General features: G+C 64.4%; 29 protein-coding genes. 16 read left to right on the forward strand and 13 right to left on the reverse strand.

Annotated features, from left to right (window positions below):
- Window positions 1-44: 44 nt before the first annotated feature.
- Window positions 45-1,415, forward strand: a complete 1,371-nt coding sequence (gene merA, locus FB562_RS02295; RefSeq protein WP_141879665.1) for a mercury(II) reductase — start codon at window positions 45-47, stop codon at window positions 1,413-1,415.
- A 342-nt stretch (window positions 1,416-1,757) separates the two neighbouring features.
- On the opposite strand, the gene FB562_RS02300 is transcribed toward merA, so the two are convergent.
- Both FB562_RS02300 and lspA read right to left on the reverse strand, forming a co-directional pair.
- A complete protein-coding gene (locus FB562_RS02300) occupies window positions 1,758-2,756 on the reverse strand; it encodes an arsenic resistance protein (protein WP_246081302.1) in 999 nt (332 codons plus the stop codon).
- Between the two features lie 432 nt (window positions 2,757-3,188).
- Window positions 3,189-3,716, reverse strand: a complete 528-nt coding sequence (lspA, locus tag FB562_RS02305) for a signal peptidase II (RefSeq protein ID WP_185740427.1) — start codon at window positions 3,714-3,716, stop codon at window positions 3,189-3,191.
- Between the two features lie 334 nt (window positions 3,717-4,050).
- Between lspA and FB562_RS02310 the strand changes: the two genes are divergently transcribed.
- From FB562_RS02310 to FB562_RS02320, 3 genes are all read left to right on the forward strand, one after another.
- Complete coding sequence (locus FB562_RS02310) at window positions 4,051-5,292, forward strand: cytochrome P450 (protein WP_185740428.1); 1,242 nt, start codon at window positions 4,051-4,053, stop codon at window positions 5,290-5,292.
- An 85-nt stretch (window positions 5,293-5,377) separates the two neighbouring features.
- Entirely contained in the window at window positions 5,378-5,737 is a 360-nt protein-coding gene (cmtR, locus tag FB562_RS02315) for a Cd(II)/Pb(II)-sensing metalloregulatory transcriptional regulator CmtR (RefSeq protein WP_141879668.1), read from the forward strand.
- On the forward strand, window positions 5,734-6,333 hold the full coding sequence (locus FB562_RS02320; RefSeq protein WP_141879669.1) for a cadmium resistance transporter: 600 nt from the start codon (window positions 5,734-5,736) through the stop codon (window positions 6,331-6,333). Before cmtR (FB562_RS02315) ends, FB562_RS02320 begins: the two co-directional genes overlap by 4 nt.
- Window positions 6,334-6,472: 139 nt before the next feature.
- On the opposite strand, the gene FB562_RS13585 is transcribed toward FB562_RS02320, so the two are convergent.
- The 7 genes from FB562_RS13585 to FB562_RS02350 all read right to left on the reverse strand — a co-directional run bounded on the left by FB562_RS13585 (window position 6,473) and on the right by FB562_RS02350 (window position 11,935).
- Window positions 6,473-6,613 carry a hypothetical protein gene (locus FB562_RS13585; protein ID WP_185740429.1) on the reverse strand — a complete coding sequence of 47 codons (141 nt, stop codon included), beginning with the start codon at window positions 6,611-6,613 and terminating at the stop codon, window positions 6,473-6,475.
- A 26-nt stretch (window positions 6,614-6,639) separates the two neighbouring features.
- Window positions 6,640-7,599 carry a c-type cytochrome biogenesis protein CcsB gene (ccsB, locus tag FB562_RS02325; protein WP_246081303.1) on the reverse strand — a complete coding sequence of 320 codons (960 nt, stop codon included), beginning with the start codon at window positions 7,597-7,599 and terminating at the stop codon, window positions 6,640-6,642.
- On the reverse strand, window positions 7,596-9,122 hold the full coding sequence (gene resB, locus FB562_RS02330; RefSeq protein ID WP_246081304.1) for a cytochrome c biogenesis protein ResB: 1,527 nt from the start codon (window positions 9,120-9,122) through the stop codon (window positions 7,596-7,598). The genes ccsB and resB overlap by 4 nt, the downstream gene beginning before the upstream one ends.
- A 97-nt stretch (window positions 9,123-9,219) precedes the next feature.
- On the reverse strand, window positions 9,220-9,954 hold the full coding sequence (locus FB562_RS02335) for a cytochrome c biogenesis CcdA family protein (protein ID WP_141879671.1): 735 nt from the start codon (window positions 9,952-9,954) through the stop codon (window positions 9,220-9,222).
- A complete protein-coding gene (locus FB562_RS02340) occupies window positions 9,954-10,589 on the reverse strand; it encodes a TlpA family protein disulfide reductase (protein WP_246081305.1) in 636 nt (211 codons plus the stop codon). Before FB562_RS02340 ends, FB562_RS02335 begins: the two co-directional genes overlap by 1 nt.
- On the reverse strand, window positions 10,586-11,242 hold the full coding sequence (locus tag FB562_RS02345; RefSeq protein WP_246081306.1) for a DsbA family protein: 657 nt from the start codon (window positions 11,240-11,242) through the stop codon (window positions 10,586-10,588). The genes FB562_RS02340 and FB562_RS02345 overlap by 4 nt, the downstream gene beginning before the upstream one ends.
- Before the next feature lie 132 nt (window positions 11,243-11,374).
- Window positions 11,375-11,935: a hypothetical protein gene (locus FB562_RS02350; protein WP_141879672.1), complete on the reverse strand. Its 561-nt coding sequence runs from the start codon at window positions 11,933-11,935 to the stop codon at window positions 11,375-11,377.
- A 290-nt stretch (window positions 11,936-12,225) separates the two neighbouring features.
- Between FB562_RS02350 and FB562_RS02355 the strand changes: the two genes are divergently transcribed.
- Window positions 12,226-12,816 (forward strand): signal peptidase II, encoded by a 591-nt coding sequence (locus FB562_RS02355; RefSeq protein WP_246081307.1) that lies wholly within the window; start codon window positions 12,226-12,228, stop codon window positions 12,814-12,816.
- 27 nt (window positions 12,817-12,843) lie between these two features.
- On the opposite strand, the gene FB562_RS02360 is transcribed toward FB562_RS02355, so the two are convergent.
- A complete protein-coding gene (locus FB562_RS02360) occupies window positions 12,844-13,434 on the reverse strand; it encodes a vitamin K epoxide reductase family protein (RefSeq protein ID WP_141879673.1) in 591 nt (196 codons plus the stop codon).
- Between the two features lie 261 nt (window positions 13,435-13,695).
- Between FB562_RS02360 and FB562_RS02365 the strand changes: the two genes are divergently transcribed.
- Together FB562_RS02365 and FB562_RS02370 are read left to right on the forward strand one after the other, a co-directional pair.
- Window positions 13,696-13,995 (forward strand): metal-sensitive transcriptional regulator, encoded by a 300-nt coding sequence (locus FB562_RS02365; RefSeq protein ID WP_141879674.1) that lies wholly within the window; start codon window positions 13,696-13,698, stop codon window positions 13,993-13,995.
- Window positions 13,996-14,030: 35 nt separating this feature from the next.
- Complete coding sequence (locus FB562_RS02370; RefSeq protein ID WP_141879675.1) at window positions 14,031-14,360, forward strand: heavy-metal-associated domain-containing protein; 330 nt, start codon at window positions 14,031-14,033, stop codon at window positions 14,358-14,360.
- Window positions 14,361-14,437: 77 nt separating this feature from the next.
- Here FB562_RS02370 and FB562_RS13590 read toward each other — a convergent pair whose 3' ends face one another.
- Window positions 14,438-14,731 (reverse strand): hypothetical protein, encoded by a 294-nt coding sequence (locus FB562_RS13590; RefSeq protein ID WP_185740534.1) that lies wholly within the window; start codon window positions 14,729-14,731, stop codon window positions 14,438-14,440.
- Between FB562_RS13590 and FB562_RS02375 the strand changes: the two genes are divergently transcribed.
- The 6 genes from FB562_RS02375 (at window position 14,645) to FB562_RS02400 (ending at window position 20,263) form a co-directional block, all read left to right on the forward strand.
- Window positions 14,645-16,759 carry a heavy metal translocating P-type ATPase gene (locus FB562_RS02375; protein WP_141881046.1) on the forward strand — a complete coding sequence of 705 codons (2,115 nt, stop codon included), beginning with the start codon at window positions 14,645-14,647 and terminating at the stop codon, window positions 16,757-16,759. The two genes, FB562_RS13590 and FB562_RS02375, sit on opposite strands and share 87 nt — an antisense overlap.
- A 32-nt stretch (window positions 16,760-16,791) precedes the next feature.
- Complete coding sequence (locus tag FB562_RS02380; RefSeq protein WP_141879676.1) at window positions 16,792-17,238, forward strand: DUF6153 family protein; 447 nt, start codon at window positions 16,792-16,794, stop codon at window positions 17,236-17,238.
- A gap of 82 nt (window positions 17,239-17,320) precedes the next feature.
- On the forward strand, window positions 17,321-17,914 hold the full coding sequence (locus tag FB562_RS02385) for a DUF305 domain-containing protein (RefSeq protein WP_141879677.1): 594 nt from the start codon (window positions 17,321-17,323) through the stop codon (window positions 17,912-17,914).
- Window positions 17,915-18,118: 204 nt separating this feature from the next.
- Entirely contained in the window at window positions 18,119-19,012 is an 894-nt protein-coding gene (locus FB562_RS02390) for a F510_1955 family glycosylhydrolase (protein ID WP_141879678.1), read from the forward strand.
- 225 nt (window positions 19,013-19,237) lie between these two features.
- Entirely contained in the window at window positions 19,238-19,645 is a 408-nt protein-coding gene (locus tag FB562_RS02395) for a four-helix bundle copper-binding protein (RefSeq protein ID WP_141879679.1), read from the forward strand.
- A gap of 24 nt (window positions 19,646-19,669) precedes the next feature.
- Window positions 19,670-20,263, forward strand: a complete 594-nt coding sequence (locus FB562_RS02400; protein WP_246081308.1) for a DUF305 domain-containing protein — start codon at window positions 19,670-19,672, stop codon at window positions 20,261-20,263.
- Here FB562_RS02400 and FB562_RS02405 read toward each other — a convergent pair.
- On the reverse strand, window positions 20,255-20,974 hold the full coding sequence (locus FB562_RS02405; RefSeq protein WP_185740430.1) for a cation diffusion facilitator family transporter: 720 nt from the start codon (window positions 20,972-20,974) through the stop codon (window positions 20,255-20,257). The two genes, FB562_RS02400 and FB562_RS02405, sit on opposite strands and share 9 nt — an antisense overlap.
- Window positions 20,971-21,327 (reverse strand): Cd(II)/Pb(II)-sensing metalloregulatory transcriptional regulator CmtR, encoded by a 357-nt coding sequence (cmtR, locus tag FB562_RS02410; protein ID WP_141879680.1) that lies wholly within the window; start codon window positions 21,325-21,327, stop codon window positions 20,971-20,973. The genes FB562_RS02405 and cmtR (FB562_RS02410) overlap by 4 nt, the downstream gene beginning before the upstream one ends.
- A gap of 498 nt (window positions 21,328-21,825) precedes the next feature.
- Here cmtR (FB562_RS02410) and FB562_RS02415 point away from each other — a divergent pair, with 498 nt between their 5' ends.
- From FB562_RS02415 to FB562_RS02425, 3 genes are read left to right on the forward strand one after another with little or no spacing between them, the layout of a single operon-like run.
- The gene (locus FB562_RS02415; RefSeq protein WP_246081432.1) at window positions 21,826-22,998 is read left to right on the forward strand and encodes a sensor histidine kinase; all 1,173 of its coding nucleotides are present in this window, start codon (window positions 21,826-21,828) and stop codon (window positions 22,996-22,998) included.
- A complete protein-coding gene (locus FB562_RS02420; RefSeq protein WP_141879682.1) occupies window positions 22,995-23,753 on the forward strand; it encodes a response regulator in 759 nt (252 codons plus the stop codon). The genes FB562_RS02415 and FB562_RS02420 overlap by 4 nt, the downstream gene beginning before the upstream one ends.
- A gap of 9 nt (window positions 23,754-23,762) precedes the next feature.
- Window positions 23,763-24,632, forward strand: coding sequence for a CPBP family intramembrane glutamic endopeptidase (locus FB562_RS02425; RefSeq protein WP_141879683.1), 870 nt, complete (start codon window positions 23,763-23,765; stop codon window positions 24,630-24,632).
- The last annotated feature ends 66 nt before the right edge of the window (window positions 24,633-24,698 follow it).

Here is a 24,698-nt window from a genome sequence, read left to right on the forward strand (position 1 = left end):
TCTACCGTTCGATGACGACGGACCTGCGTACAAAGGAGAGCACCATGGACAAGCACGACCTGATTGTCATCGGGACCGGCGGCGCGGCCATGGCCGCGGGCATAGAGGCGCGCTCCCGCGGCAACAGCGTCCTGCTCCTCGAGCACGGCCCGGTCGGCGGGACATGCCTGAACATCGGCTGCGTGCCCAGCAAGAACCTGCTGGCCGCTGCAGGACAACGCCACCGTGCGGCCAGTAGCCCGTTCGAGGGCATTTCGACGAGTGCCGGCACGGTCGCGCTGAACACCTTGATGGAGCAGAAGCAGTCGCTAATCGACCACCTGCGTCAGGCCAAGTACACCGACGTTGCCGAAGCCCACGGCTTCCCCATCCTGCGCGGGCACGCACGCTTCATCGACGAGCACACCCTGCAGGTGGACGACCAAACCTTCCGCGCCGAGCGGGGGTACGTCGTGGCGACCGGGGCTGCGCCGCATGCCCCCGATCTGCCGGGCCTGCGCGAGGTGGCCTACCTGACCTCGACCACGGCGATGGAGCAGCAAGACCTGCCGGCCTCGATGGTGGTGGTGGGAGCCGGGTACGTCGGACTGGAGCAAGCCCAGCTGTGGGCGCACCTTGGGGTGAAAGTCACGCTCGTCGGTCGTTTCGCACCACACGCTGAACCAGAGGTCGCCGCAGTGCTGCTCGGAGTATTCCAAGACGAGGGCATCACCGTGATTCAGGAGCGCGCCACCGAGGTGCGGGCCACCAGAGACGGCGTCGAGGTGAGAACCCGGAGCGAGAAGTACGCGACGGGCGAGCGACTGCTCGTTGCGACCGGCCGATTCCCTGACACGTCCGACCTGGGTCTGGGCATCGCTGGCGTCACCACCGACGCACGGGGGTTCATCGTTGTCGACGAGAACCAGCGGACCACCAATCCTCGGATCTTCGCCGCCGGAGACGTCGCCGGCGTGCCACAATACGTCTACGTCGCCGCCCAGACAGGACGTGTCGCCGCAGCTGGTGCGCTCGGCCAGCCGTCAGCAGTGGACTACCGGGGGCTCCCCGGCGTCACTTTCACCACTCCACAGATCGCCACCGCCGGACTGACCGAGGACCAAGCCGTTGCCGCTGGGCACACCTGCGAATGCCGCGTCCTAGGCGCACAGGACATCCCACGGGCACTGGTCAACCAGGACACCCGCGGTGTCCTCAAGCTGGTCATCGACGCCAACACCCGCAAGATCCTCGGCGCGCACGCCGCTTTGGACGGTGCAGGCGAGCTGATGCTCGCAGCGACCTACGCGATCAAGTTCGGCCTTACCGTCGACGACATCGCCGACACGTGGGCCCCCTACCTGACGATGAGCGAGGCCCTGCGCATCGCGGCCGGCCTATTTCGTTCCGCCCTGCCCACAAGCTGCTGCGCCTAAGTGTCGCGCAGCTAGCACGTCATGGCTGAGTGGAGTCACCGTGGACGGGGTCGCCCCTCAACCTCAGCGCCACCCAAAATCCCACAAGGGCGACAGATGTACGCTGTGCCGTCGTCCAGCGCGTGCAGCGCGCGGCGTGGCTTACTGCGCCTGCAGCACAAGCATGCTCTCGAGTCCTTGCTCACGGCCCGATCCTCCCACGCGCCCCTGAGGAGGTACAGGCCCGACGTCCCGCATCGAGATCGCACAACTCACCTCGCCAGAGCGCAGTTGATCGTTTCCGGCGGCAGGCTCGTCTGGAGTCGCAGGTCGGTCGAGTGTGCTCCGGGGATCTTGCGGCGCCTAGTTTCCGGTGCGGTACGTGAGCGATTGCCGGTCGGGTACAAGGCGGGGGACAAGTCGCACGTAGATGACCATGCCGATCAGTTCGACGAGGGTTTGTGTTACCACTACTACTGGGGCGATCGCGAGAGTGGCCGGAAGCGCGAGTGCGAGGGGGAGCACGACGAGGGAGTTGCGCGTCGCGCCGCTGAAGGTGAGTGCCCGTGCGCTCTTGGTGTCGAGGCGAGCGACGCGCGACGTTGCAGTTCCCACCAGCGCCATGAGGACGAGGAAGCCGGCATAGAGGGGCAGGAGCCCGATGAGCGCGGCCGCGTTGACGGCGATCCGGTGTGCTTGAGAGGCGACGACGATGAACAGCACCAGCATCATCAGCGGAACCATCGAGGTCGCTCCCGTGCTGGCTATCGCCCGGAACGGCCGCGCTCCTGGGCTGGCCCATTGGGTCACTGCGGCGGCCGCTAGTGAGGCCACGATCAGCAGGAGGAACGCCTCGATGAATGGTTCTATGTCGATGATCCCGAGCGTGGAGGGGCCAGCGAAGGCGAAGAGGTAGACCGGCAGGAGGAGGAGTTGCGCGATCATCAGCAACGGTGCGGCCGCAAGCAGCTTCTCGTGGGCGGCACCGGCCAGGGCTGAGAACACGATGACGTAGTCAATGCAGGGAGTCAGTAACACCAGTAAGACCCCGATGAACAGCCCGGCATCGTGTGCGACGAACCGCGACAGGCCGAACACGATCCCCGGAACCAGGACGAAATTCAAGACGAAGAGGGTGACGAGGAAGCGTGCGTCACGGAATGCTGTGCCGAGCCGAGTGAACGGCACTCCGAGGAAGGTGACGTAGAGCAGCACCGCGATCACGGGGTTAATCGCGGCTTCCAGAACTTGTGCGCCTGGCAGCGCGATACCGACTGCGAAGCCCAGAACGATCGCTGCGAGGTAGAGCGGGATCTGATGCCGCTCCAGGCGCTCTCGGATCGGCATTCTCGGCCCGCTCATGTGGGCATCGCCGTAACGAGCGCATCGATTCCGATTAGCTCCGCCGCAAAAGGCGGGCACCCTGTGGCCATATCCCGACTGTATCCGTTGGATTCAGCTTGCCGGTCAGTGTCGGAACTCACCCTGGGGCGTTGTCGGCGAGGCGATCGGAACCCATTCAAAGGGGACCGAGACGCTGGAGAACGAGTGGAGCACTGGCTCATCCCTTACTTCATCATCGTGTCCGGCGTGGTGCTTCGCCTTACCGGCGTGCTGAATTGACATCCGGTCGCGTGGCCCGGCGCGGTCCCTGCCTTCGCCGACAGTGCCCAGTCGCACCCGGCAGGCTCACTTGGCCGCTGACCGGTGTGGTGGCGGGGTCGACCTGTCGTTCGCGGAGCCGATTCTGTTCGCCTCTCGGCCAGCGCCCGGCGGGCGCAACCGGAGGCTGGACTATTCCGCCTTCCGGTGCTCCCCGCTGTCGCTGAAGAGATTGCAGGCGAGCCAGGCGATCATTCCGCAGACGACGAGCACGTCGCCGAAATTGAAGATGGCGAACCAGTCAACGGCGATCATGTCGACGACGTGCCCGGTCAGGGCGCCGTCGTTCGCGCGGGTGATTCGGTCGTACATGTTGCCCCAGCCGCCGGCGGCAACCAGCGTGAGGAGCGCGATTTCGGCCAGGCGATGCCTCCTGGCGATCTTCGTCGCGATCCAGACCGTCAGGCCGGTCAGGAGAATCAGCACCACGGAGGCCGTTACGGCACCGTACTCCGCGCCCAGACTGAACGCGACGCCAGGGTTGAAGGCCAGGCTGAATGAGGCGGATGGCAGCAGTGGAATCTCGGTGCCGTCGGCTAGGGCGGAGAGCGCCCACAACTTGGTCAACTGGTCAAAGGCGAAACCAGCAGCGAACACACCGAGTGCGCTGACGAGCAGCGTGCGGCGGGAACGCCCGGACGCCGTATCCGCGATGCTCACACGGCGAGTGACGTTACGCCGACTGGTGTACATTCGCCGGTCGCGCCGGAAGCGGCGTCCGCTGCCGCGCGGTCCGCGGCTTCGCGGGAGAAGCGCGCGCTCTCTTTGGCAGTCATCCATCGATGATATCGGCTACCGGGCTGCCTCACCGTGGGTAGCGCTGCTCTTCGGTACCGAGGTATGCGAACTGGGGTTGTTGTGCGTCTTCCGGCTTCTTGGGTCTGAATGTGGCGCACACCGGTGACGGGTGGCAGGCTTGCCGTTGAGCGGTCAGGCCGACGAAAGAGGGCGAATGTCATCCACAGCGGACTCCACGGGCCGAGGAGTTCCGAGGTTGCCGACGCCGGACAGCTCCATCGCCTTCCTTGCTGATGGGTACCTGTTCGGCCACCGGCGTTTCCTCCGTATGCGAAGCGACGCGTTCCGGACCCGGATCATGGGCCGCCCGGCGGTCGTCATGCACGGTTCGGAAGCGGCCCGGATCTTCTATGAAGGGGACCGGTTCACTCGGGACCGAGCCATGCCGACCTCGGTCCTTCACCTGCTTCAGGACGAAGGCAGCGTCCAGTCACTCGCCGGCGCGGTGCATCATCACCGGAAGTCCCTGTTCGCTCGGATGCTCACAGATGACGACGCGCTCCGCCGCCTGCGCGAACTCTATGCCGACGAATGGTTCCGCGCGATGGCGGACTGGTCAGCTGCGGTCATCCTCCACGAGAAGCTCATCACTGTGCTGACACGAGTCGCCGTCCGCTGGGTGGGCATCAACCCCGACACGGTGGACATTCCGGCGCGCGCTGGTGAACTCGCCGGGATGATCGAGAACGCGGGCAAGTTCGGTCCGCCCAATTGGCTTGCTCGGCAACGGCGACACAGAACCGAACGGTGGGCGGGCGAGTTGATCGCCGGCATCTGGAACGGAGACGTCCTCGTTGACCCTGGCTCTCCGCTCGCGCAGCTCGCGCACCACACCGAGCTCGACGGTTCCCGGCTGGATCAGGCGGCCGCCGCGGTCGAACTCATCAATCTGCTGCGCCCCATCGTGGCCGTTGGCCGGTTCATCGTCTTCGCCGCGCTGGCGTTGCACGTGTGGCCTTCTTGGAGGAGGGTCTTCGCCAGCGGTGACACCGCTGACGTCGGCAACTTCGTTCAGGAAGTCCGCCGTTACTACCCGTTCTTTCCTGTGATCGGCGGGCGCGCTCAGCACGGATTTGAGTGGCACGGGCATCGGTTCGAGATTGGAGACTGGGTGTTGCTCGACCTCTTCGCGACGAACCGTGATGAGCGCAGCTGGTCGGATCCCGGGCGGTTCCAGCCCGAGCGATTCCGGGACTGGACGGGCGACCCCAACACGCTGATCCCGCAGGGTGGCGGCGATCTGATCGATGGACACCGTTGCCCCGGTGAGCGGGCGACCATTGAACTGATGGAGGAGGCGGTCCACCTGTTGAGCAGGGCGACGCATTACGCAGTCCCGCCGCAGGACCTCCGGGTGAGCCTCCGGCGCTTCCCCGCCCTGCCGGAGAGTGGATTCGTGATGGACGCGGTCGGCCCGGCTGTGTCTCGGACGGGTTGAGCGCTCGTTGTCGCCTCGCGAACGATGCCGCGGTGCGTTTTAGGCGTGCCGAAAAAGGTTCAGTCAATACTGTATTGTTCAGTGCATGCTGAATACTACTTCTCGTTTGGACGTCATGAACCGGGTGGGCCGGGCGATCGCCGACCCGACCAGATCGCGACTTCTTCTGATGTTGCTGGATCGACCGGCTTACCCTGCGGAGCTTGCTCGCGACCTGGAATTGACGCGCTCGAACGTGTCGAACCATCTGGCGTGTCTGCGTGACTGCGGCATCGTGGTCGCCGAACCCGAGGGGCGCCAAGTGCGCTATGAGATCGCGGATCCGCACCTGGCGCAGGCGCTCACCGCGCTGGTCGACGTGACCCTCGCAGTCGACGAGAACGCTCGGTGCATTGATCCTGCCTGCTCGGTTTCTGGATGCTACAACGCAGAGGTGGTCGCGTGATCCTGTCTTCGGTCCTGCAGGCGATTGGCCTGTTCATCGCCACCAACATTGACGACATCATCGTGCTCTCGCTGTTCTTCGCCCGCGGTGCGGGGCAGCGTGGGACGACGGCACGGATCACCGCCGGCCAGTACCTGGGATTCGCGGCCATTCTCGGCGCGGCCGTGCTCGTCACCCTGGGTGCCGGAGCGTTTCTTCCATCGGAAGTCATTCCGTACTTCGGGCTTATCCCGCTGGCTCTGGGGCTGTGGGCCGCCTGGCAGGCGTGGCGCGGAGATGACGACGATGACGATGATGCCAAGATCGCGGGCAAGAGGGTCGGGGTTTGGACTGTCGCCGGAGTGACCTTCGCCAATGGTGGGGACAACATCGGCGTTTACGTCCCCGTCTTCCTCAGCTTGGAGCCCGCAGCCGTGGTGGCGTACTGCATCGTCTTTCTCGCGCTCGTCGTGGTTCTGGTCGTGCTGGCTAAGTTCGTCGCCACGCGCCAGCCGATCGCCGAACGTCTCGAGCGCTGGGAACACATCCTGTTCCCCATCGTCCTTATAGGCCTCGGCATCTTCATTCTGGTCAGCGGCGGAGCATTCGGTCTCTGATGCGGCGGCTTACGCGAATACGAGCGTGTACGCGTAAGCCTCGCCCGCATTCTCAGCTGTGTCTATGGCTCCACGGGCACGAAGTGGACGAGCGCTGCGTAGCCTGATTCGCGTCATAACCGGCCCGCGGCGACAGTCATCAGCCCACGTTCCGACCAGTTTCGAGGTCAAGATCGAGGTAGAGGGTGATGAGGCCGAACAGCGCGCGACCGACGGTGAGGAAGATCGGGCCTAACGGTTGGTTTTTCCCTGCATGGAATGGGGTGACCGTCTCCTCCACCACGACAGTCGTCAGTAACTGAAGGTCTACAGCCCGCTGTAGCTGTGCAGTCCCTTGAAGAACTGATTGACGACGATGTAGTTGAAGAGAACCGAGGCGAAGCCGATGAGCGCCAGCCAGGCGGAGCGGGTGCCGCGCCAGCCACGGGTCGCCCGGGCGTGGATGTAGCCGGCGTAGACGACCCAGATGATGAACGTCCACACCTCCTTGGTATCCCAACCCCAGTAGCGGCCCCAGGCACGTTCGGCCCAGATGGCACCAGCGACGAGGGTGAAGGTCCAGAAGACGAAGCCCACGACCGTGACGAGGTAGGCGGAGTTCTCGAGGCGCACCGCCCTGGGCAGGGTGCGCAGGAAGCCGATGCCCTTGCCCGACGACTCGCGACGGGCCTGCAGTAACTGCAGGAGGGAGAGCGCAGCGCCGATCGCGAAGAGTGCGGTGCCGCTCGCCGCGACGAAGACGTGGATGACGAGCCAGTAGGAGTCGAGCGCATCGGGCAGCGGCTTGACGGGCACGTAGAAGTTGACAGTGGCGACACCGAGCGTGATGAGCAGGCCACCGACGATGTATGCGCCCAGGAACCGTAGGTCTTGCCAGAACTGCAGCAGCACGAACACGACCGCCACGATGGCGGAGGAGGTGAGCGAGAACTCGAACATGTTGGCCCACGGCACGAAGCCCTGGGCGACACCGCGGAGCACGACTGCGGCGACGTGCAGCACGGTGGCGAGCACCGTGAGCGCGAACGCAATGCGCTCGAGTCCGTAGCTGGGCACGGATGCTGCGACCCGCGTCCTCTCGAGCGTGGCGACGGAACCGCTGGCGGCGGCAAGCTGTTTCTCCGACATGCCGAGTTGGTCGGAGGAAACGTGCGAGTTGGCCGAGCGCTTCGCCAGATCCACCGCGAACAGGACGAAGGCGAGCACATATATCGCCATGGCGGAGTAGATCGCGACGAGCGAGTAGGAGTCGAGTGTTGCAGTCACGGTGTGTGCCTCTCTTGCATTGCAATCTGATGGCGTCCGACGAAGTCGTCGATCGCAGTGTCGAGGCGGGGATCGTCACCGCGGGCCAGACCTGCGTACTCGATCTGCAGCCCCTCGTCGGTCTCCACTGCTTTCACCCACAGCCTGCGCCGCGGCACGAACAGGCCGGCCATCAGGCCGAGGATGACGAGGATGACGAAGCCGAGTACCCACCCACCGCTCGGATCGTAGTGCACGTCGAAGGAGGCGAAACGGGCAACGCTCTCGTCCGCCGGGCCCGCCTCTGAGACATCATCGAACGTGACCGTGCCGAGACCATCCGGCAACTCATAGGTCTCGCCCGGACGCAGCGTGATCGCCTCCAGCCCCGAATCGCCGCCGACAACCTCCTCCATACCGTCCACGTTGAGCGAGTACACCGATCGCGGCGTGCCGTCGTCGATGCCCAGGTCGCCGGTATACACATTCAAGGTCAGCACCGGGTTGAGCAGGTCCGGGAACGTCGATGTGAGCGCCCCCGACTCCAGTTCCGCCGCAGAAGGGTAGAAGAAGCCGCGCATGCCGATCTGCTCGGGCAGGGCATCCGGAACTTTGATGACGCCGAGAGAGGTGAGGTTGTTGTCCTGTGGCAGGAATGGCACTGCACCGGTGAATGCGGTGTTGCCATCCGCATCCGTCACAGTGATGTGGGGCGCATAACCGTTGCCGAGTAGGTAGGTGTCAAGCCCCATGATGTTGAGCGGCTCATTGACGCGGACCTCGGCCTCGTAGGGCTCAGCACCGTCCTCGTACACCGTGACCTCCGCGAGATAGTCGGTGCCGAAGCCGAACGCGTCCACGTTCTCCGTCTCGTACTTCGCGGAGAACTCATCGAGCACAAGGCGATACGACGGCAGGGTCGTCTCGTCAAAGAAACGGCCAGGCGTGAAGCTGTCGTAGTCACTGAGCACGTTGACGAACGGTTGCCCTTCCACAATGGCTTTCTGCCCATAGTGGGAGAATCCTCCGCCGATTATCCCCACCGACACGAGCACGCCGATGAGCGCCGTGTGGAACACCAGGTTTCCGGTCTCGCGCAGGTAACCACGCTCGGCGGAGACCGAGAGTTCACGAGGGCGATGGAACACTTGCACCCGGTAGCCGGAGCGGCGCAGCAGCGACCGCGCCGACTCGACGGCGGATGCCGCGGACACCCTCTCGGGGGCGTCAACGCGCCGATACGCTTCAAGCCGCGCAAGTCGTGCCGGCGTCCTCGGCGGCGGGGTGCGCAACGCCTTCAGGTGGTGCGTGGTCCGCGGGATGACGCAGCCAACGAGCGACACGAACAGAAGGAGGTAGATGGCCGAGAACCACACCGAACCGAACACGTCGAACAGCTGCAGGCCGTCGAGAACCGGCGCAAGATCAGGATTCTTGTCGAAGTACTGGGTGACCCCGTTCGGGTCGGCGGAGCGCTGGGGCATGAGGGACCCAGGGATCGCCGCAAGTGCGAGGAGCAACAGCAACACGATTGCCGTGCGCATGCTCGTGATCTGCCGCCAGAAGAACCGCAGGTAGCCAATGAAGCCCAGCGCAGGCTGCGAGGTGTCAGAAGGCTTCGGCGGCGGCGAGTCAAAATGATCAGATGGCCGGGACAAAACTGCCGATCACCGCCCCGAGGCTCGAGATGAACGCCGTCCAGAGCCCCGTCACCATCGCGACGCCGATGAGCACGAGCATGCCACCGCCCACGAGGTTGACGATGCGGATGTTGCGCTTGAGCCACGCGACCGAGCCGGTTGCCCAGCCGAAGCCGAGGGCGACGAGCACGAAGGGGATGCCCAGGCCGAGGCAGTAGGCGGCCCCGAGCAGCGCTCCGCGGGCGGGTGACCCGCCGTTGAGGCTCAGAGCGAGGACTGCGGCGAGGGTGGGGCCGATGCAGGGTGCCCAGCCGAGGCCGAAGACGATGCCGAGGAACGGGGCGCCCGCGAGACCGGTCGTTGCCTGCCAGCGCGGCTTGATCGTGCGCTGCAGAGGGGTAACTTTTCCGATGAAGACAAGTCCCATCAGGATGATGATCACTCCTGCAACTGCCGTGATCACATCCATCCAGCGCACCAGGAGCAGCCCCGCGACCCCGAACAGTAACCCCAGGGTGACGAAGATGGTACTGAAGCCCAGGATGAAGAGTGTGACGCCGATCATCATTCGACGGCGACTGTCGCCGCCATCGGTGAGTCCACCGATGTATCCGAGATACCCGGGGATCAGCGGGAGAACACAGGGCGATGCGAACGACACCAGCCCGGCCAGGAGCGCAAGCGGCATTGCGGCCAGAAGGCTGCCGCCGATGATCACATCACCGATGGATTCCACTAGGCCTCCTCGGTGAGCTTGCGGATGATTGCTGCAAGGCTTGATGGGGCTTGAATCTGTCCAACGAAGCGGGCTGCAACTCGGCCGGCCTTGTCAAGCACCAGAGTGGTTGGCACGGCACTCGGCGGAGCGTGCCCGGCGAATGCAAGCCTTACGTCTCCGTCGTCTTTGTCAATGACCGATGGGTAGGTAATGCCGTATTTCCGGGCGAACGCAAGCGCCGTCTCCGGTTCGTCATAGACGTTCACACCAAGGAATTTCACGCCCTTGTCTTGGTACTCCTCGTGGAGTTCGCGAAGATCCGGCGCCTCCGCGCGGCAAGGACCGCACGCGGCATACCAGAAGTTGACAACGAGCACTTGGCCCGCATAGTCCTCATTGGACACGACAATGCCGGTGTCAGTGGTCCCTTCGAACTCCACCGGCTCGCCGCGGTCGGCGGGCGCATACTCTGAGACGGTCTTGTCTGAGGAGGTGTAGGTCGAACTCATCCCGGCGACGGTGTCGCCGGTAGGGCCTGAGGAGCATGCAGACACGAAGAGCGCGACAGTCAGCAGCCCAACGACCGCCATGAACGTTCTCTTCCGCAGCCCTCCTTGCCACACGGAGCCAGCATTCACCGTCAGCGAGGTCACTGGAGCTCCGCACGAATAGCCGCTTCCAGGTCCTCAAACGACCTCAATTCGACCTTCGTATCGTTTACGAAGAATGTGGGTGTGGATTCAACCCCGAGCTGACGGCCGTCGTTGAAGTCGCTCTCAACCCGTTCTAAGGTCTCGGGGTCAGCCACCGCCTCGTCATACTGGTCCATATCGAGGCCTAGGTCCTCGGCGAAAGTGCGGAACAGCGGTGCGTGGGATTCGCTTGCCTCGCCCCACTCGAGCTGAGTCGAGAAGAGCCGGTTGTACATGGCTTCCAGTTCTCCCTGCTGGGCGGCAGCTTCAGCGGCGACAGCGGCATTCTTGGAATTGAAGTGGCCGGGGAGCGGAAAGTAGCGAAGTGCGAAAGTGACACGGTCCCCATACCGCTCCCGCAGGTCTTCCACATAGGGATGCGCGGCCCCACAGGACTCGCACTCGAAATCGAGAAACTCGACCACCACAACTTCTTCGTTCTCGGCTGTGGTGAGCCGGTGGGTATCCTTGCGGATCGCGGACGGGAACGCTTCATCGCTGTTCTGAACGTCGTTCGAGGTGTTCTGCGTGAGGGCGATCGCGGCAATGATGATGACGATGACGAGCAGGGCCAGGATCGTGATGATGCCGGAAATCTTGGCGTTTGTGTTCACAGGGGTTCTCCAAAAACTCGACCGCGCACTCGGCGGGGGTCGATGAAATAGAGCGCCGGGACGGCGCAGGTCGTGTTGAAACGGTCGCGCACCAAGGTCGCCTAGAGAGCGATCAGCTGGGGCGAGTGGGCTTCAGATTCGACTGATTGAGAGAACTATGAGCGACGGCGTAGCACTCATGCGGAGAGTGCCTGCAGCGTCGAGACGGGGCAGCATTAGACGCTCGCTCAGTCCAAGAGAACGGCCGATCCTCATGCGGAGACGAAACGCGAGAAGCGCGATCATGCAACAGACAAGAATTGCGGCGCACACCCCGACCAAAATATCGATCGTCGTCGCTGCTTCAAATCCGACGAGACCCGTAGCTGCGTCTGCGCGCGAAATGTCTGCAGAGAATGAAACCGTGTCGTCCATCACCGAAACGGCGTCCGTGGGCGAGACGGAAGCGACCTCAACGCCGTCTTGCGCATGATGCGTGGCAAGCGTGGCCACGAGTGTGACGAGGAGCAAAAGGAGCGCAGCGGCGTAGCGCATGAGGACGCGGCTCTCCTCTCCTAAGACGACGGAAACAGCGAACGCTCTTCCGCAAAAATGGTACCTGACCCCAGCAGTGTGCTGTGCAGTCTCCACCCGCCGCTCGAAGAACTTCAGCGCGGCAACGAGATAATGGTACAGCGAATGATGTATAGTCATCGCATCGCATTTCGGGCACCGTCCTGTTCGGGTGGGCCTGGGCCGACCCCATCGCAGCCCTCGTCGTCGCGATATTCGCTATCCGCGAGGGCATCGAAGCATGGCGCGGCGACATCGAGTCACCCTTCGAAGTCCTCGAAGAGATGGTCGAGGACGGCGAGGATCGCTCTCGATAGCCGCCGAAAGCTACACCTGACACAACCGTCTTCCGGAACGTTTTTTCGTTCCGGGGGGCGATTCTGAACTCGGCCCCGTCTGCTTGTTCGCATCACCCGTCCCCAAGGAGAGTTATGCCCCTGGAATCCACACGTCGTTTCCTCGGGCGCTGGAGTTCGGCCGGGTCCCAGATGTCAGCCCACGGAATGTCGCGTTCAGGTGGCCGTCGACGACGATTTGCGATCGCCTCTCTCGTCGCGGTCGCAATAGCCCTGATTGATCAAGCCACCAAGGCAGCCGCACTCATGTATCTCAGTGAGAACGAACGCATTCCCCTTCTTGGTGACCTCCTCGGCTTGCAGCTCGCCTTCAACCCCGGGACTGTCATGTCGCTCGGATCGAACACGACGTGGGTCTTCACGCTCCTCGGGATCCTCGCTTCGATTGCACTATTCGTCGCCGCTGCGCGGGCACCTTCTACTCCGTGGGCCGTCGCCATCGGGTTCGTGTGGGGCGGAGCGGTTGGGAACCTGACCGATCGTCTGCTCGCTGCCCCTGGATTTGGTCGAGGGCACGTCACTGACTTCCTCGCATACGCAAACCTCTTCATTGGCAACCTCGCCGACATCGCCCTCGGAGTCGGTGTCGGACTCGGCATCCTCCTCTCGATGCGCAGCGAGCAACCACAACAGCGTGCCGAAGTGTCGGAGCGGTCGGCGGAGTAGATCCACCAGCCACCTTGCATCGGCTCGTTAGACGATGGTGGCGAGCACATTCAGGCGCAACTGTGCAAGCACTGCGACGGCGACGTACGCACAGACGGTCGCCAGTGTCAGCCAAGGCCACACCGCGGCACCGATTCGTGCGGCGACAGGCCCGAAGACACCCGCTCGCGCGTTTCGGCCGGTCACGAAGAGGAAGAGTGGAATCGTCGTCACCCACACCACGAGACACCATGGGCACAGTGTGCCGAGCGCATAGATGCTCTGGTGGATGAGCCACACGACTAGGACGAAAGCTGCCCCAACCCCGAGGTTGAACAGAATCCAGAACCATCGGGCGAAGCGGGGTACCGCCCACACGGAGACGCCCACGCAGAGGACGAGGGAGAAGCCCGCCAAGCCGAGAAATGGATTCGGGAACCCCAAGACGGCGCCCTGTGCGCTCTCGAGATTCGCCGAGCACTGCACGAGGACGGAGATGTCACAGCTCAGAGCCTCGGCCGGGTTGATCAGCGCCTCGATCTTCTCGATCGCCAACGCGAGCGATGCGATCAGGCCCAGCGAGCCTGCGACTGAGAGGAACAGACCGAAAAAACGTTCACCACGCGGGGACTGCGACATTGGTTTACAAGCTCCAAGGGTGAATCGGCGCGACGCGGGGTTCGCGGCGGCTCAGGGTGCACTCCGAGTTTACGAGCCGGTGACCCTTCAGAGGTGACGGGTGACTTGGGCGAGCCTGCCTTGTGAAAACCGCGCCATCTACCGTGCAGGGGGCGGGCATGTGGCTCTCGGCAACTGGCGCCGCAAGATCCGAAGGTCATTGGTGAGTCTCTTGGCGCTATACCCCTGGGGGGTATAGTGTTGTCTGCGAGCGGAGGAACGATGGAGCACAACGTTACGACCCATGGATACGTCGGCAACAAGGATGCGCTGGTCAAGCGGTTGCGCCGCACGGAGGGTCAAGTGCGCGGTATTCAGAGGATGGTGGAAGACGACACCTACTGCATGGACATCCTCACGCAGGTCTCCGCAACGACCAAGGCGTTGGAGTCTGTTGCCCTTCTTCTGCTCGAGGATCACCTCAGCCACTGCGTGGCAGACGCTACGCGCCAAGGCGGTGCTGTAGCCGACGAGAAGATCCGCGAAGTCTCGGCCGCCATCGCGCGGCTCGTTCGTTCCTGACTAGACCGTTCACTATCAATCGCAAGGAGCAAGCTATGTGCAGCATTCACATTGTCAACGATCTCGGCCTGGCCGAAAAGGGGAGCAGCGGCTGTGCGTGTGGCGCCGGTCACTCCACCCCTGTTGAGACCGCTCTTTCCGAGAAGGCGGTGACGACCACGCTCGCCGTCTCCGGGATGACCTGTGGACACTGTGTGTCCACCGTCACGGAGGAACTCAGCGCGATCGACGGGGTTCAGTCGGTCAACGTGCAGCTCAACGCCGGCGGAGTCTCTTCTGTGAGCGTCGCCAGCGACTCGATGCTCGACCCCACCACCGTGCGCTCGGCACTGGACGAGGCAGGGTACTCACTCGTCGGGGCCTGATGGAAGCGGCGGCGGGTGAGGGCGTGACGTGCTCCTCATGCGCGCTGCGCATCAGGCACATGCGTGTAGACCCATAATCAATCCACGACCAGTGCCGGTAGGCCCGCACAGCGCGCCGCTTGGTTTGCTTCAAGGAGGAACGAATGGCTGAGCATCACCACCCGTCCAGTACACCCGCCCGTCGCGATGATGAGCACACCCATCACCACGACCGCGGCGACCAGGTACACGGTGCGGCTCGGCCGAGCCCCGAGGCACACGCCGGACACGATGACCACACTGCGGTGTCGGCTCACGAAGGCCATGCCTCGGCCCCCGTGCACGATGGCCACGGCTCTCATGGCGGCCACGGCGGCGGGCATTCCGGGCATGGCGATCACGTGGGTCAGTTCCGGCGGTTGTTCTGGATCATGCTCGTGCTCTCCGTGCCCGTGGTGGGCTTCTCGGGAATGTTTGCCATGATCCTTGGCTACTCGCTCCCGGATGCCGCCTGGGCCGGGTGGATCTCGCCGTTGCTCGGTACCGTCATGTATGTCTGGGGCGGTGCACCGTTCCTCACCGGCGCGATCGGTGAAATCAAGGCGCGCAAGCCCGGGATGATGCTTCTCATCGGCCTGGCGATTACGGTGGCGTTCTTCGCATCCTGGGGGGCAACTCTCGGTCTTCTCGACCATGAGCTGGACTTCTGGTGGGAGTTGGCGCTTCTGATCGTCATCATGCTGTTGGGGCATTGGATCGAGATGCGTTCGCTGGCGCAGACGACTTCGGCTCTCGACTCTCTCGCCGCTCTGCTCCCGGATGAAGCCGAGCGAATCGAGGGTGATCTCACCGTCACCGTCCATCCTTCCGAGCTTCGTGTCGGCGACCTCGTCGTCGTGCGACCCGGCGGTCGAGTGCCGGCCGACGGCCGGATCGTCGACGGCTCGGCCAGCATGAACGAGGCGATGATCACAGGGGAGTCGCAGGCCGTGCGGCGCGGCGCAGGCGAGCAGGTCGTGGCCGGAACGGTGGCGACTGACTCGGGCATCCGCATCGAGATCTCGGCCACGGGCGATGACACGGCCCTCGCGGGCATCCAGCGCCTGGTGGCCGATGCCCAGAACTCCTCTTCCCGTGCGCAGCGGATCGCCGACACCGCAGCCGGTTGGCTGTTCTGGTTCGCCCTCGGTGCCGGCGTTATCACGGCGGTGGTGTGGACGCTCCTGGGGCTTCCGGATGCCGCCGTCGTGCGCACCATCACCGTGCTGGTGATCGCCTGCCCCCATGCGCTCGGCCTGGCAATCCCGCTCGTCGTCTCGATCGCCACCGAGAGGGCCGCGCGCGGGGGAGTGCTCATCAAGGACCGGCTGGCACTGGAGAGCATGCGCACGGTCAGCGCCGTACTGTTCGACAAGACCGGAACGCTGACCAAGGGCGCTCCGACGGTCACCGAGATTCACGCCACTGCGGGCATGGACGAGTCGCAGCTCCTCAGGCTCGCGGCATCCGCCGAAGCCGACTCCGAGCATCCTCTCGCCCGTGCGATCGTCAACGCCGCCACCGAACGGCAGCTCGCCCTCGAGAAGACGAGTGCCTTCGAGTCGTCGCCAGCGGTGGGCGTCTCCGCCCAGGTCGGGGCGCAGCATGTGCAGGTCGGCGGCCCGTACCTACTCGAGCAGGAGCACGGGAGCGAGTTGCCGGTCGCGGACCGGTGGCGCGCGGACGGAGCGATCATCCTCCACGTGCTGATCGACGGCGAGGTCGTCGGCGCGCTCAAGCTCGCCGATGAGATCAGACCCGAATCCCGCGAAGCTGTCGACGCCCTGCGGGCGATTGGTGTGCAGACGGTCATGATCACAGGGGACGCGGACGCTGTCGCCAAGTCGGTCGCAGACGAACTCGGCATCGAGCGGTATTTCGCGGGGGTGCGACCCGAAGACAAGGCGGCCACCATCAAGCAGCTGCAGGACGAAGGTCGCACTGTGGCGATGGTCGGTGACGGCGTCAATGACGCACCCGCCCTCGCCCAGGCGGACGTCGGCATCGCGATCGGGGCCGGCACCGACGTGGCGATCGCCTCGGCCGGGGTGATCCTCGCCAGCGACGACCCGCGCTCGGTGCTCTCGATCATCGAACTGTCCCGCGCCAGCTACCGCAAGATGAAGCAGAACCTGTGGTGGGCGGCCGGGTACAACCTCATCTCCGTGCCTCTGGCGGCCGGCGTGCTGGCCCCCATCGGCTTCGTGCTCCCCATGTCGGTTGGAGCGATCCTGATGTCGATCTCCACCCTGGTGGTCGCCCTCAACGCTCAACTTCTGCGTCGCCTCGACCTGCGGCCTGAGGCCAGCGCCCGTAGGCTCAGCGAGCAGCAGCCCTCGGACAGTCGAGCTGCGAAGCTGCCTGCAGGCGTGCAGCCTTAGGGAGCTACTGTGGGACGGGAGGAGGAGCGGCTATGAGCATGATCGATGTAGGTCGCGCCCTTCGTCCACGCCGCAGCCTGTGGCGCACTCTGGTCTTCTCCCTGGCTGCGATCGGTGCGATTCTCGTTGGGCTGGTGGCCATGCACTCCCTCAATATCGAGGGAGGACACTCGGGGCACGCGGCAAGCAGCCCTGTCGCCGCATCCGCAGATCACCATGCGGATGCGGGTGCCGCAGACGCCGCAGCGGTTGACCCGCTGGCCAGCCCCGCCGGGTGCGATAGCGACTGTGAACACTCAATGACCGTCATGGCCTGCATCCTGGCCCTGATGGTCACGCTGATCGTTCTCGGGGCCTCTCGCGCGACATCCATCAGCGCCGGCATCCTGCGGCTGCTTTCCCCTGTACTGGAGCTCAAAGCGACCCTCGCTCCAGCAGTCCCGCCTTCTCTCCACGTTCTTTCGATCAGTAGGACCTGATTGCGGCCGCGCCGGCAATGCCGGCACAGCCCTGCCGCCTCCAAGCGGCTCAATCAACCTTCCTATTGACCGAAAGACGATCATGAAAATTCGTACACTGACCCTCGCAACCGGCGTGCTCGCCGCAGCACTCGTGCTCGCAGGCTGCTCCACCACCGGCGACACCGGGATGGAGGGCATGGACCACGGGTCGAGCACCTCACCTGCAGACGACTCCAGCAACGCCGAGTTCAACGATGCCGATGTGAACTTCGCCATGGGCATGGCGGTCCACCATGAGCAGGCCATCGAAATGTCCGAAACCCTGCTGGCGAAGGACGGCGTCGATGAACGTGTCGCCGCCCTCGCCGAAGACATCAAAGCGGCCCAGGCGCCCGAGATTCAGACCATGAACACCTGGCTCGAAGAGTGGGGTGCCGACACCGAGATGGGCGGCATGGATCACGGCGGCATGATGTCGGAAGACGACATGGCCGCACTCGAACAGGCGACAGGGCCCGAGGCATCAAGCCTCTTCCTCGAGCAGATGATCGAACACCACGAGGGTGCGATCCAAATGGCACAGGACGAGTTGGACACCGGCACGAACGCCGACGCGCTCGACTTGGCTCAGAAGATCGTCGACGACCAGAACGCCGAGATCACTGAGATGCAGCAGCTGCTCGACACCCTGTAGCGGCCGGTCACGTGCTGGAGCCGACGTTTACCGCTGCAGCACACCGACTTCCTCGTTTTCCGTGCCGTCTCACCGTGGCGGCTACCTATTCAACGATTGGTGTTCGATGAGCACACGAAACACATTTCTCCTCTTGGCGGCCGCCGTGCTGTTGGCCGTCCTGCTTGGCGCCACCGTGATCGCGCTGTACCTGATGAGTGTCCGATGAGCGGCCGCTCGCGCATCGGAGTGTCGGTGCTCGCCGGGGCCGCTGCGGCAGCGTTACTGAGCGGCTGTTCTACCGCCGCGACAGAACCTGTTCCGGCACCTGCGGACGTGGCGGCAGCATTCGAGCACATCCACGGCCTCGAGGTCGACCCCGAAAGCGGCGCTCTTCTGGTCGCTACACACGGGGGAATATTCCAGCTGACCGAGGCCGCCGACGGTACTGAATTGAGCGGCCCTCTCGGCGGCCTCGACATCGACGCAATGGGCTTCACTCTGAACAATGGAGTGGCCTACGCGTCGGGTCACCCAGGACCGGGCACGCCCGACACATTCGGCTCACCCCATCTCGGACTGATTAGAAGCCCGGACCTGGGCCGAAGCTGGGTGAACGTCTCACTGACCGGCACGACCGACTTCCACGATCTGACCATCTCTCTGGGCCACCACAAGCGTATCTACGGGCTGGATTCCAGCTCTGGAACTGTGCGAAAAACCGACGACGGCCAGACGTGGACCGACGGAGCAGCCCTTGCCGCCCGCGACATACTCGCTCCCGATGAGAACCCTGACCTGCTCTACGCCACAACAGAGGAGGGGCTTTCTGTCAGCACGGATGGTGGAGAGTCGTTCATTTTGGATCGGCTCGCCCCACTTCTTTACCTCATTGCATCCGGCGGGGACGACTGGCTTGTGGGCATCGATGTCGACGGGACCCTCTGGTACCAGCCGCTCGAAGGCGGGCCATGGTCTCAGGGAGGGGTCACAGACGGGGTGCCGCAAGCCATGACCGTCGATGCTGCCAACGGCCGAGTGATCATCGCGGATGACCGCGGCATCGTCGCCACCGACGACTACGGAGACACCTGGGAGGTCCTGCGGCCGGCGGAGTAAGCCGAGCTGAAACTTTGGCAGCTGCACCTCGGGGAAGCTGCCCCACGACTGGGGTCGTCGCGTCATCCACCGCCTCGACGCGGCGGCCCCTCCATTCCTCCGCAGCAGTCCTGCTCGAACCTCCGCGTTTCCAGTGCACTTCGGGATGCCCTTCTCATCTTCTGCATCCCGACGTAGCGTCGCAGACGAGGCGGTGACAGGGACGACCGAACAAGGAGACAGAAAATGCCCGTCATCGAAGAAGTGCTGAACACGTACCCCAAGGATCTGGGCGGAGTAGACCGCGCCAAGCTCGCGGAGTGCATCGCTGCCTGCTTGGAGTGCGCGCAAGCGTGCACCGCGTGTGCCGATGCGTGCCTGAGCGAGGACATGGTCGCGGAACTCACCAAGTGCATCCGCACCAACCTGGACTGCGCCGATCTCTGCGCCACCACGGGGGCGATCCTTTCCCGTCACACCGGCTACGACGCGAACGTCACCCGCGCAGCGCTCGAGGCGTGCCGTACCGCCTGTGCGGCCTGCGCCGACGAATGTGAGCGCCACGCCGAGATGCACGAGCACTGCCGCGTCTGCGCGGAAGCCTGCCGCCGCTGCGAGAAAGCCTGCGCAGACCTGCTCTCCTCGCTGGGCTAAGCACCTCAACGAAAGGAGCTCCAGATGACCGCCTCGGAACACGAAGAACGAAACGACGGCAGGAACACCACATCACACGACGGCACCAACACCCCCGAGAGCGCCACGGGCAGTGCTAAGGCCAAATCGGATCATGGCGACGGAAAACATCCTGGGCACGGTGGCTCAGCCAAGATGTACCTGAAGTTCGGCGCAATACTCCTCGTGAGCCTCGGGCTGATGTGGGTGCTCTCCATGTCGATGGTGCGCTCGATCGACCATTTCTACTTCAATTTGAGCAACTTCTGGATGGCGCTTCTCATGGTGGCCGCAATGGCAATCGTGATGCTGATCGGCATGTGGACCATGTTCAAAAGCACGAAGACGAACATCGCCCTGCTAGCCGGATTTGCGGTGCTGGCTGTGGGAGTCTTCGCGCTTGGGAGAACCGAGACCTTCGTGGGCAACGAACAATTCTTGCAGTCGATGATCCCCCACCACTCGCGAGCGATCCTGGTGTGCGAAGAGTCAAACATCACGGACCCAGAGATCATCGAACTGTGCGAGACCATCGTGGAGACACAGCAGGAAGAGATCAGCCAGATGGAAACAATCCTCGACCGGTACGCCTCAGAATGACGCAGGACCTCTCGACTGTACCGGCCGTATAGCTTCTCGTCCGTCAGCCGGGGATGAGGGAGACTGCTCCTCCTTACCCATTTCGCCTAGTACTCCGAAGGGCGATTCGACGTCACCGCGCCATGCCTCGATGCCTTCGCGGATGGCGAGCACCGCGACGACGAGTGCCGCGACGGAATCGGCCCACGCCCACCCGAACAAGCTGTTGAGCAGCAGTCCGATGAGGACGGTCCCGGAGAGGTAGATGCACAGCAGGAGTTGCTTGGCGTCAGCCATGACGCTCTTGGAGCCCAGTTCTCTCCCGGTGCGGAACTCAAACCAGGCCAGCAGCGGCATGACGAGCAGACTCAGGGTTGCGATGCCGATGCCCAGCGGGCTGTGGTCGACCTCGACGGCCCCGGTGAGCGAGAGTACCGAGTCGATGATGACGTAGGCGGCCAGAGCGAAGAAGGCGATACCGATCGCCCGCACGGTGACCTTCTCCCAGCGTTCGGGATCCTTCCGCGTGAACTGCCAGGCCACGGCGAGGGCTGAGAGCACCTCGACGATGGAGTCGAGGCCGAAGCCGATGAGCGCGGCGGAGGAGGCCATGGTGCCGGCCCAGATCGCGACGATGGCTTCGATGACGTTGTAGCTGATCGTGAAGCCGACGATGAAGCGAACCCGGCGGTGCAGAGTGGCGCGGCGCGTGTCGGTGAGGGCGGCGGTCATGAGGCTACCTCCTCGCAGCAGCCGGGCACCGTGCATGCGTCGTCGAGACATGGCACGCTCTCGTCGACGGCCAGGGTGACATCGATCAGCGCCGTGAGTGCGTTCGCCAGGTGCGGATCCGCGATCTCGTAGCGCGTCTGGCGGCCTTCCGGTTCGGCCACGACGATGCCGCAGTCGCGCAGGCAGGTTAGGTGGTTGGAGACGTTCGAGCGGCTGAGGCCCAGGTCGCGTGAGAGCACGGCGGGGTAGTTCGGGCTCTCGAGCAGGGTCATGAGGATGCGAGAACGTGTCGGGTCAGCCATCGCACGGCCAAGCCTGTTCATCACGTCGAGACGGTTGGTAATGGTCAGCATTCGCTGACTATACATCACGGGCTGTATTAACTCCCAGCGGGCGGAGTTCACCGAGTTACCTTCGATACCAATTCGAGGTTCGGGGTTGAGGAACTGTATAACTCCTGGCAACTCATCGTCCACGTGAGTAGAAGCTCCGGTCCCGACGGAATGTTGCCTGTCCGATGCCGTCGCGTGGTTCCTAATCGTCGAGGATCCGACCTCCACACGGACCAGCCTGCGACGGTGAACTCCGAGTGCCATCCAGCAGCCTGGACCACGCTGGAAAATTATCGTGCTTAGCCTGGAACGGCCATCCGGCCACCGTAGAAGTGGCCAATGTTCTCGAGCGTTCTGGGATATCCGGAACCACCCACCGATGTCCCCGGAATCCTCACGGATTCCGGGGACTTTTTCGTTTCCGCATCCGCTGCGGAGGCCCGGCCCGCCGCGTCCTGCGCGTGCGCGCACACTCCGTACGGCTGCCGCGCGGGACGTTCTAGACTCGGTGCCGTGCGGATGCTTAGCGGGGCTCGAAGGGTCGCCGATGCGTCGATCTTCGATCCGTGGCGGGCCGCCGGTTCTCTTCAGAAGAACATCGTCGGCGCGGTGTTGTTCGCCGCAGTGGCGCTCATCCCTGCGTTGGGGGCGTACGGGGTCGAGTTCGGCGACATGCCCCCGCGTCCGAGCGACCTGTTCGCGGTGCTTCTGACCCTTGCGCAATGCCTCCCCCTGGCGATGCGCGTGAATCGGCCGGGCATCAGCCTGGTGCTCGTCAGCAGCGCGTTCGCCGCTCATCAGCTGCTCGGGTACCCGCCGACCATTGCCGGGCTCGGGCTCTTCGTGGCGGTCTACTCCGTGGGCCGACACCAGCGGGAGTGGCGCGCGGTCGTCGCTGGGCTGGGCATCGTCGGGTATGTCGGGCTCGCGGTCGCGATGTCCCTTTCCGGCTCACCGGATCAGCCGTTCGATTTCGCGACCTTCTTTGTGGTCGTCGCTGCCGCCTGGGCGGTGGGTGCCGGGGCTCGGGCGTTGGCGGTTTCTCGGCTCGCCCAGCAACGACTCCTCGCCGAGGCGGCCCTCTCCGAGGAGCGGGCCCGCATCGCCCGCGAGCTGCACGACATTGTCACGCATCACGTCACGGCGATGGTGGTCCAAGCGGATGCGGCACAGTTCATCGCGCCGCCGCCATCCGGTCGGCTCGGCGAGAGCCTCGCCGCGATCAGTGGCACCGGTCGGCGTGCGCTGGGTGAGCTGCGGTACCTGCTCGGCACGATCGACCCCGGGGAGCCGGTGTCGCTTCCTCTCGCAGGCAGCGTCGAGGAGATCGTGGCCACGGCATCCTCGCTGGGGATGCCGGTGAGTCTGGTCGAGACAGGTGAGCCGCGCGAGCTGGCCGGGTCTGTGCGCCTGGCGATGTACCGCGTCGTGCAGGAGTCGCTCACCAATGCTCGGAAGCACGCACCCGGCTCGCTCAGCACTGTGAACATCCACCATGGTACGGATGCGATCACGGTCGAGGTGATGACAGCACCGGCTTCGTCGCCGGTGCCGGGCCGATTCCGTGCCGGGCGGGGCATCCGCGGTCTTGAGGCGCGTGTCGGCCTGCTGGGTGGCGAGCTGTATGCCGGGCCCGGCACGGATGGCGGGTTCCGTGTCACCGCGCACATCCCGACGAGGAGTGAGCAATGAGCGTGATCCGCGTGGTTCTGGCCGACGACCAGGAATTGGTGCGCTCGGGGTTTGCGACGATCCTGTCGGCACAGCCTGACATCGAGGTCGTGGGCGAGGCGGCGAATGGGCGAGAAGCCGTGGCACTCGCGCAACGGCTTCGGCCCGACGTAGTCCTGATGGATATCAGGATGCCTCTTCTGGATGGAATCGAGGCGACGCGTGCGCTCGTCGGGCCGGGCAGTGATGGCGCGCTCAAGGTTCTGGTGCTCACCACGTTCAGTGCGGATGAGTACGTCTACGAGTCGCTCAGGGCGGGTGCCAGCGGCTATCTGCTCAAGGATGCCACCCCGGCCGATCTCATCCGCTCGGTGCGGGTTGTCGCCGCGGGGGATTCCATCGTCGATCCGGCGGTCACCGCGCGCCTCATCGGCAGTTTTGCGCAACGCGTCACCCCCGCAGCCCAGAAACTCGACGAGCGGCGAGTGTCGGATGCGCTGAGCGCGTTGACGCCACGCGAGCGTGAGGTGTTCTCGGCGCTCAGCCGGGGTCTTTCCAACGGCGAGATCGCATCCGCGTTCACTCTGAGCCCCGAGACCGTCAAAACGCATGTGTCTCGGGTGCTCACAAAACTGGGTCTGCGCGATCGGGTGCACGCGGTCGTCTTCGCGCATGAGTCCGGTCTGGTCAGCCCCGCGCAGGGCTCCGAGATCCCCCGAGCGAGCTACACGGATTCACCCCGCGCGGGTGACGACCCCGATCGCCGGCGTTCGTAGCGTTGGAGCATGACTGAACACAACATCTCCGCAACCGCGGCTCCAACCCGTCCGTCCCTGATCTCCCGCATCGCGCGATTCCCCCTCACCTGGATGGTGGTGGGCGCCGCGAGCATCGTCGTCGTCAACGCACTCCTTCTCGCCCCGAGCAAAGCGGCAGGGCCGGTGCCCTGGGCACTCGCCCTGGGGCTGCTCGGTTCGCTGGCTGCCCCCTTTATCTACCGCGTCGTGATGCGGATGCTCGCCCGCCGTGCGGTGCCCGAGATGGCGGTTCGTCGACTCGCCGGCGAGGCCGCATTCGGTATCGCGATCGGCACCGCGTTCATAGGGATTTCGGTGCTCATCGTCGTGGCGCTGGGCGGATTCTCCTTCCACTGGTCACCGGACGACGTGCTGGGGGTGGTGGTGCCGATCATCGTGGTGAATCTGGGCGCAGCCATCGTGGAGGAGTTCGTGTTCCGGGGGCTCGTGCTGCAGGCGGTCGAGCAGCTCGGTGGTCGCTGGGTCGCCCTCGCCATCACCTCGGCGCTCTTCGGGATCATCCACCTCGGCAACCCCGGTGCGACTCTCTGGAGTGGTGTGGCCATCGCCATCCAGGCCGGGGTTCTGCTGGGCGCCGCATTCCTCTGGCGCCGCAACCTCTGGTTTGCCGTGGGAATCCACTTCGCGTGGAATGTCGGCCTCGCGCTGCTGGGTGTGTCCGTCTCGGGGCACGCCGCCGGTGGCCTGTTCACTGTCGACGTCGCCGGCCCTGCGCTGCTGACAGGCGGCGACTTCGGGCTGGAGGCATCCATCGTGCCGGTCATCCTTGGTCTGGTGTTCGCGATCCCAATGCTGGTGCTCAGCCGGCGCGCGCCTGAGGTGACGGCGCTGCGCTGAGTGATTCGACGCATCCGTGTCGCCGAATTGCCCACTTTCGCCCCAGATTCCATCGATTCAGGGCGA

Origin of the sequence: Homoserinimonas aerilata (genome assembly GCF_006716125.1) — a bacterium.
In the GTDB taxonomy this organism is placed as follows: Bacteria; Actinomycetota; Actinomycetes; order Actinomycetales; family Microbacteriaceae; genus Homoserinimonas; species Homoserinimonas aerilata.

What these genes read in the sequence shown, in the direction of transcription:
- merA (WP_141879665.1), top strand. Translation starts at nt 45, where the DNA reads ATGGACAAGCACGACCTGATTGTCATCGGGACCGGCGGCGCGGCCATG.
- FB562_RS02300 (WP_246081302.1), bottom strand. Translation starts at nt 2,756, where the DNA reads ATGAGCGGGCCGAGAATGCCGATCCGAGAGCGCCTGGAGCGGCATCAG.
- cmtR (WP_141879668.1), top strand. Translation starts at nt 5,378, where the DNA reads ATGCTGAATACTACTTCTCGTTTGGACGTCATGAACCGGGTGGGCCGG.
- resB (WP_246081304.1), bottom strand. Translation starts at nt 9,122, where the DNA reads ATGCGCACGGCAATCGTGTTGCTGTTGCTCCTCGCACTTGCGGCGATC.
- FB562_RS02350 (WP_141879672.1), bottom strand. Translation starts at nt 11,935, where the DNA reads ATGACTATACATCATTCGCTGTACCATTATCTCGTTGCCGCGCTGAAG.
- FB562_RS02355 (WP_246081307.1), top strand. Translation starts at nt 12,226, where the DNA reads ATGCCCCTGGAATCCACACGTCGTTTCCTCGGGCGCTGGAGTTCGGCC.
- FB562_RS02360 (WP_141879673.1), bottom strand. Translation starts at nt 13,434, where the DNA reads ATGTCGCAGTCCCCGCGTGGTGAACGTTTTTTCGGTCTGTTCCTCTCA.
- FB562_RS02365 (WP_141879674.1), top strand. Translation starts at nt 13,696, where the DNA reads ATGGAGCACAACGTTACGACCCATGGATACGTCGGCAACAAGGATGCG.
- FB562_RS02370 (WP_141879675.1), top strand. Translation starts at nt 14,031, where the DNA reads ATGTGCAGCATTCACATTGTCAACGATCTCGGCCTGGCCGAAAAGGGG.
- FB562_RS13590 (WP_185740534.1), bottom strand. Translation starts at nt 14,731, where the DNA reads ATGCCCGGAATGCCCGCCGCCGTGGCCGCCATGAGAGCCGTGGCCATC.
- FB562_RS02380 (WP_141879676.1), top strand. Translation starts at nt 16,792, where the DNA reads ATGAGCATGATCGATGTAGGTCGCGCCCTTCGTCCACGCCGCAGCCTG.
- FB562_RS02385 (WP_141879677.1), top strand. Translation starts at nt 17,321, where the DNA reads ATGAAAATTCGTACACTGACCCTCGCAACCGGCGTGCTCGCCGCAGCA.
- FB562_RS02390 (WP_141879678.1), top strand. Translation starts at nt 18,119, where the DNA reads ATGAGCGGCCGCTCGCGCATCGGAGTGTCGGTGCTCGCCGGGGCCGCT.
- FB562_RS02395 (WP_141879679.1), top strand. Translation starts at nt 19,238, where the DNA reads ATGCCCGTCATCGAAGAAGTGCTGAACACGTACCCCAAGGATCTGGGC.
- FB562_RS02400 (WP_246081308.1), top strand. Translation starts at nt 19,670, where the DNA reads ATGACCGCCTCGGAACACGAAGAACGAAACGACGGCAGGAACACCACA.
- FB562_RS02405 (WP_185740430.1), bottom strand. Translation starts at nt 20,974, where the DNA reads ATGACCGCCGCCCTCACCGACACGCGCCGCGCCACTCTGCACCGCCGG.
- cmtR (WP_141879680.1), bottom strand. Translation starts at nt 21,327, where the DNA reads ATGCTGACCATTACCAACCGTCTCGACGTGATGAACAGGCTTGGCCGT.
- FB562_RS02415 (WP_246081432.1), top strand. Translation starts at nt 21,826, where the DNA reads ATGCTTAGCGGGGCTCGAAGGGTCGCCGATGCGTCGATCTTCGATCCG.
- FB562_RS02420 (WP_141879682.1), top strand. Translation starts at nt 22,995, where the DNA reads ATGAGCGTGATCCGCGTGGTTCTGGCCGACGACCAGGAATTGGTGCGC.
- FB562_RS02425 (WP_141879683.1), top strand. Translation starts at nt 23,763, where the DNA reads ATGACTGAACACAACATCTCCGCAACCGCGGCTCCAACCCGTCCGTCC.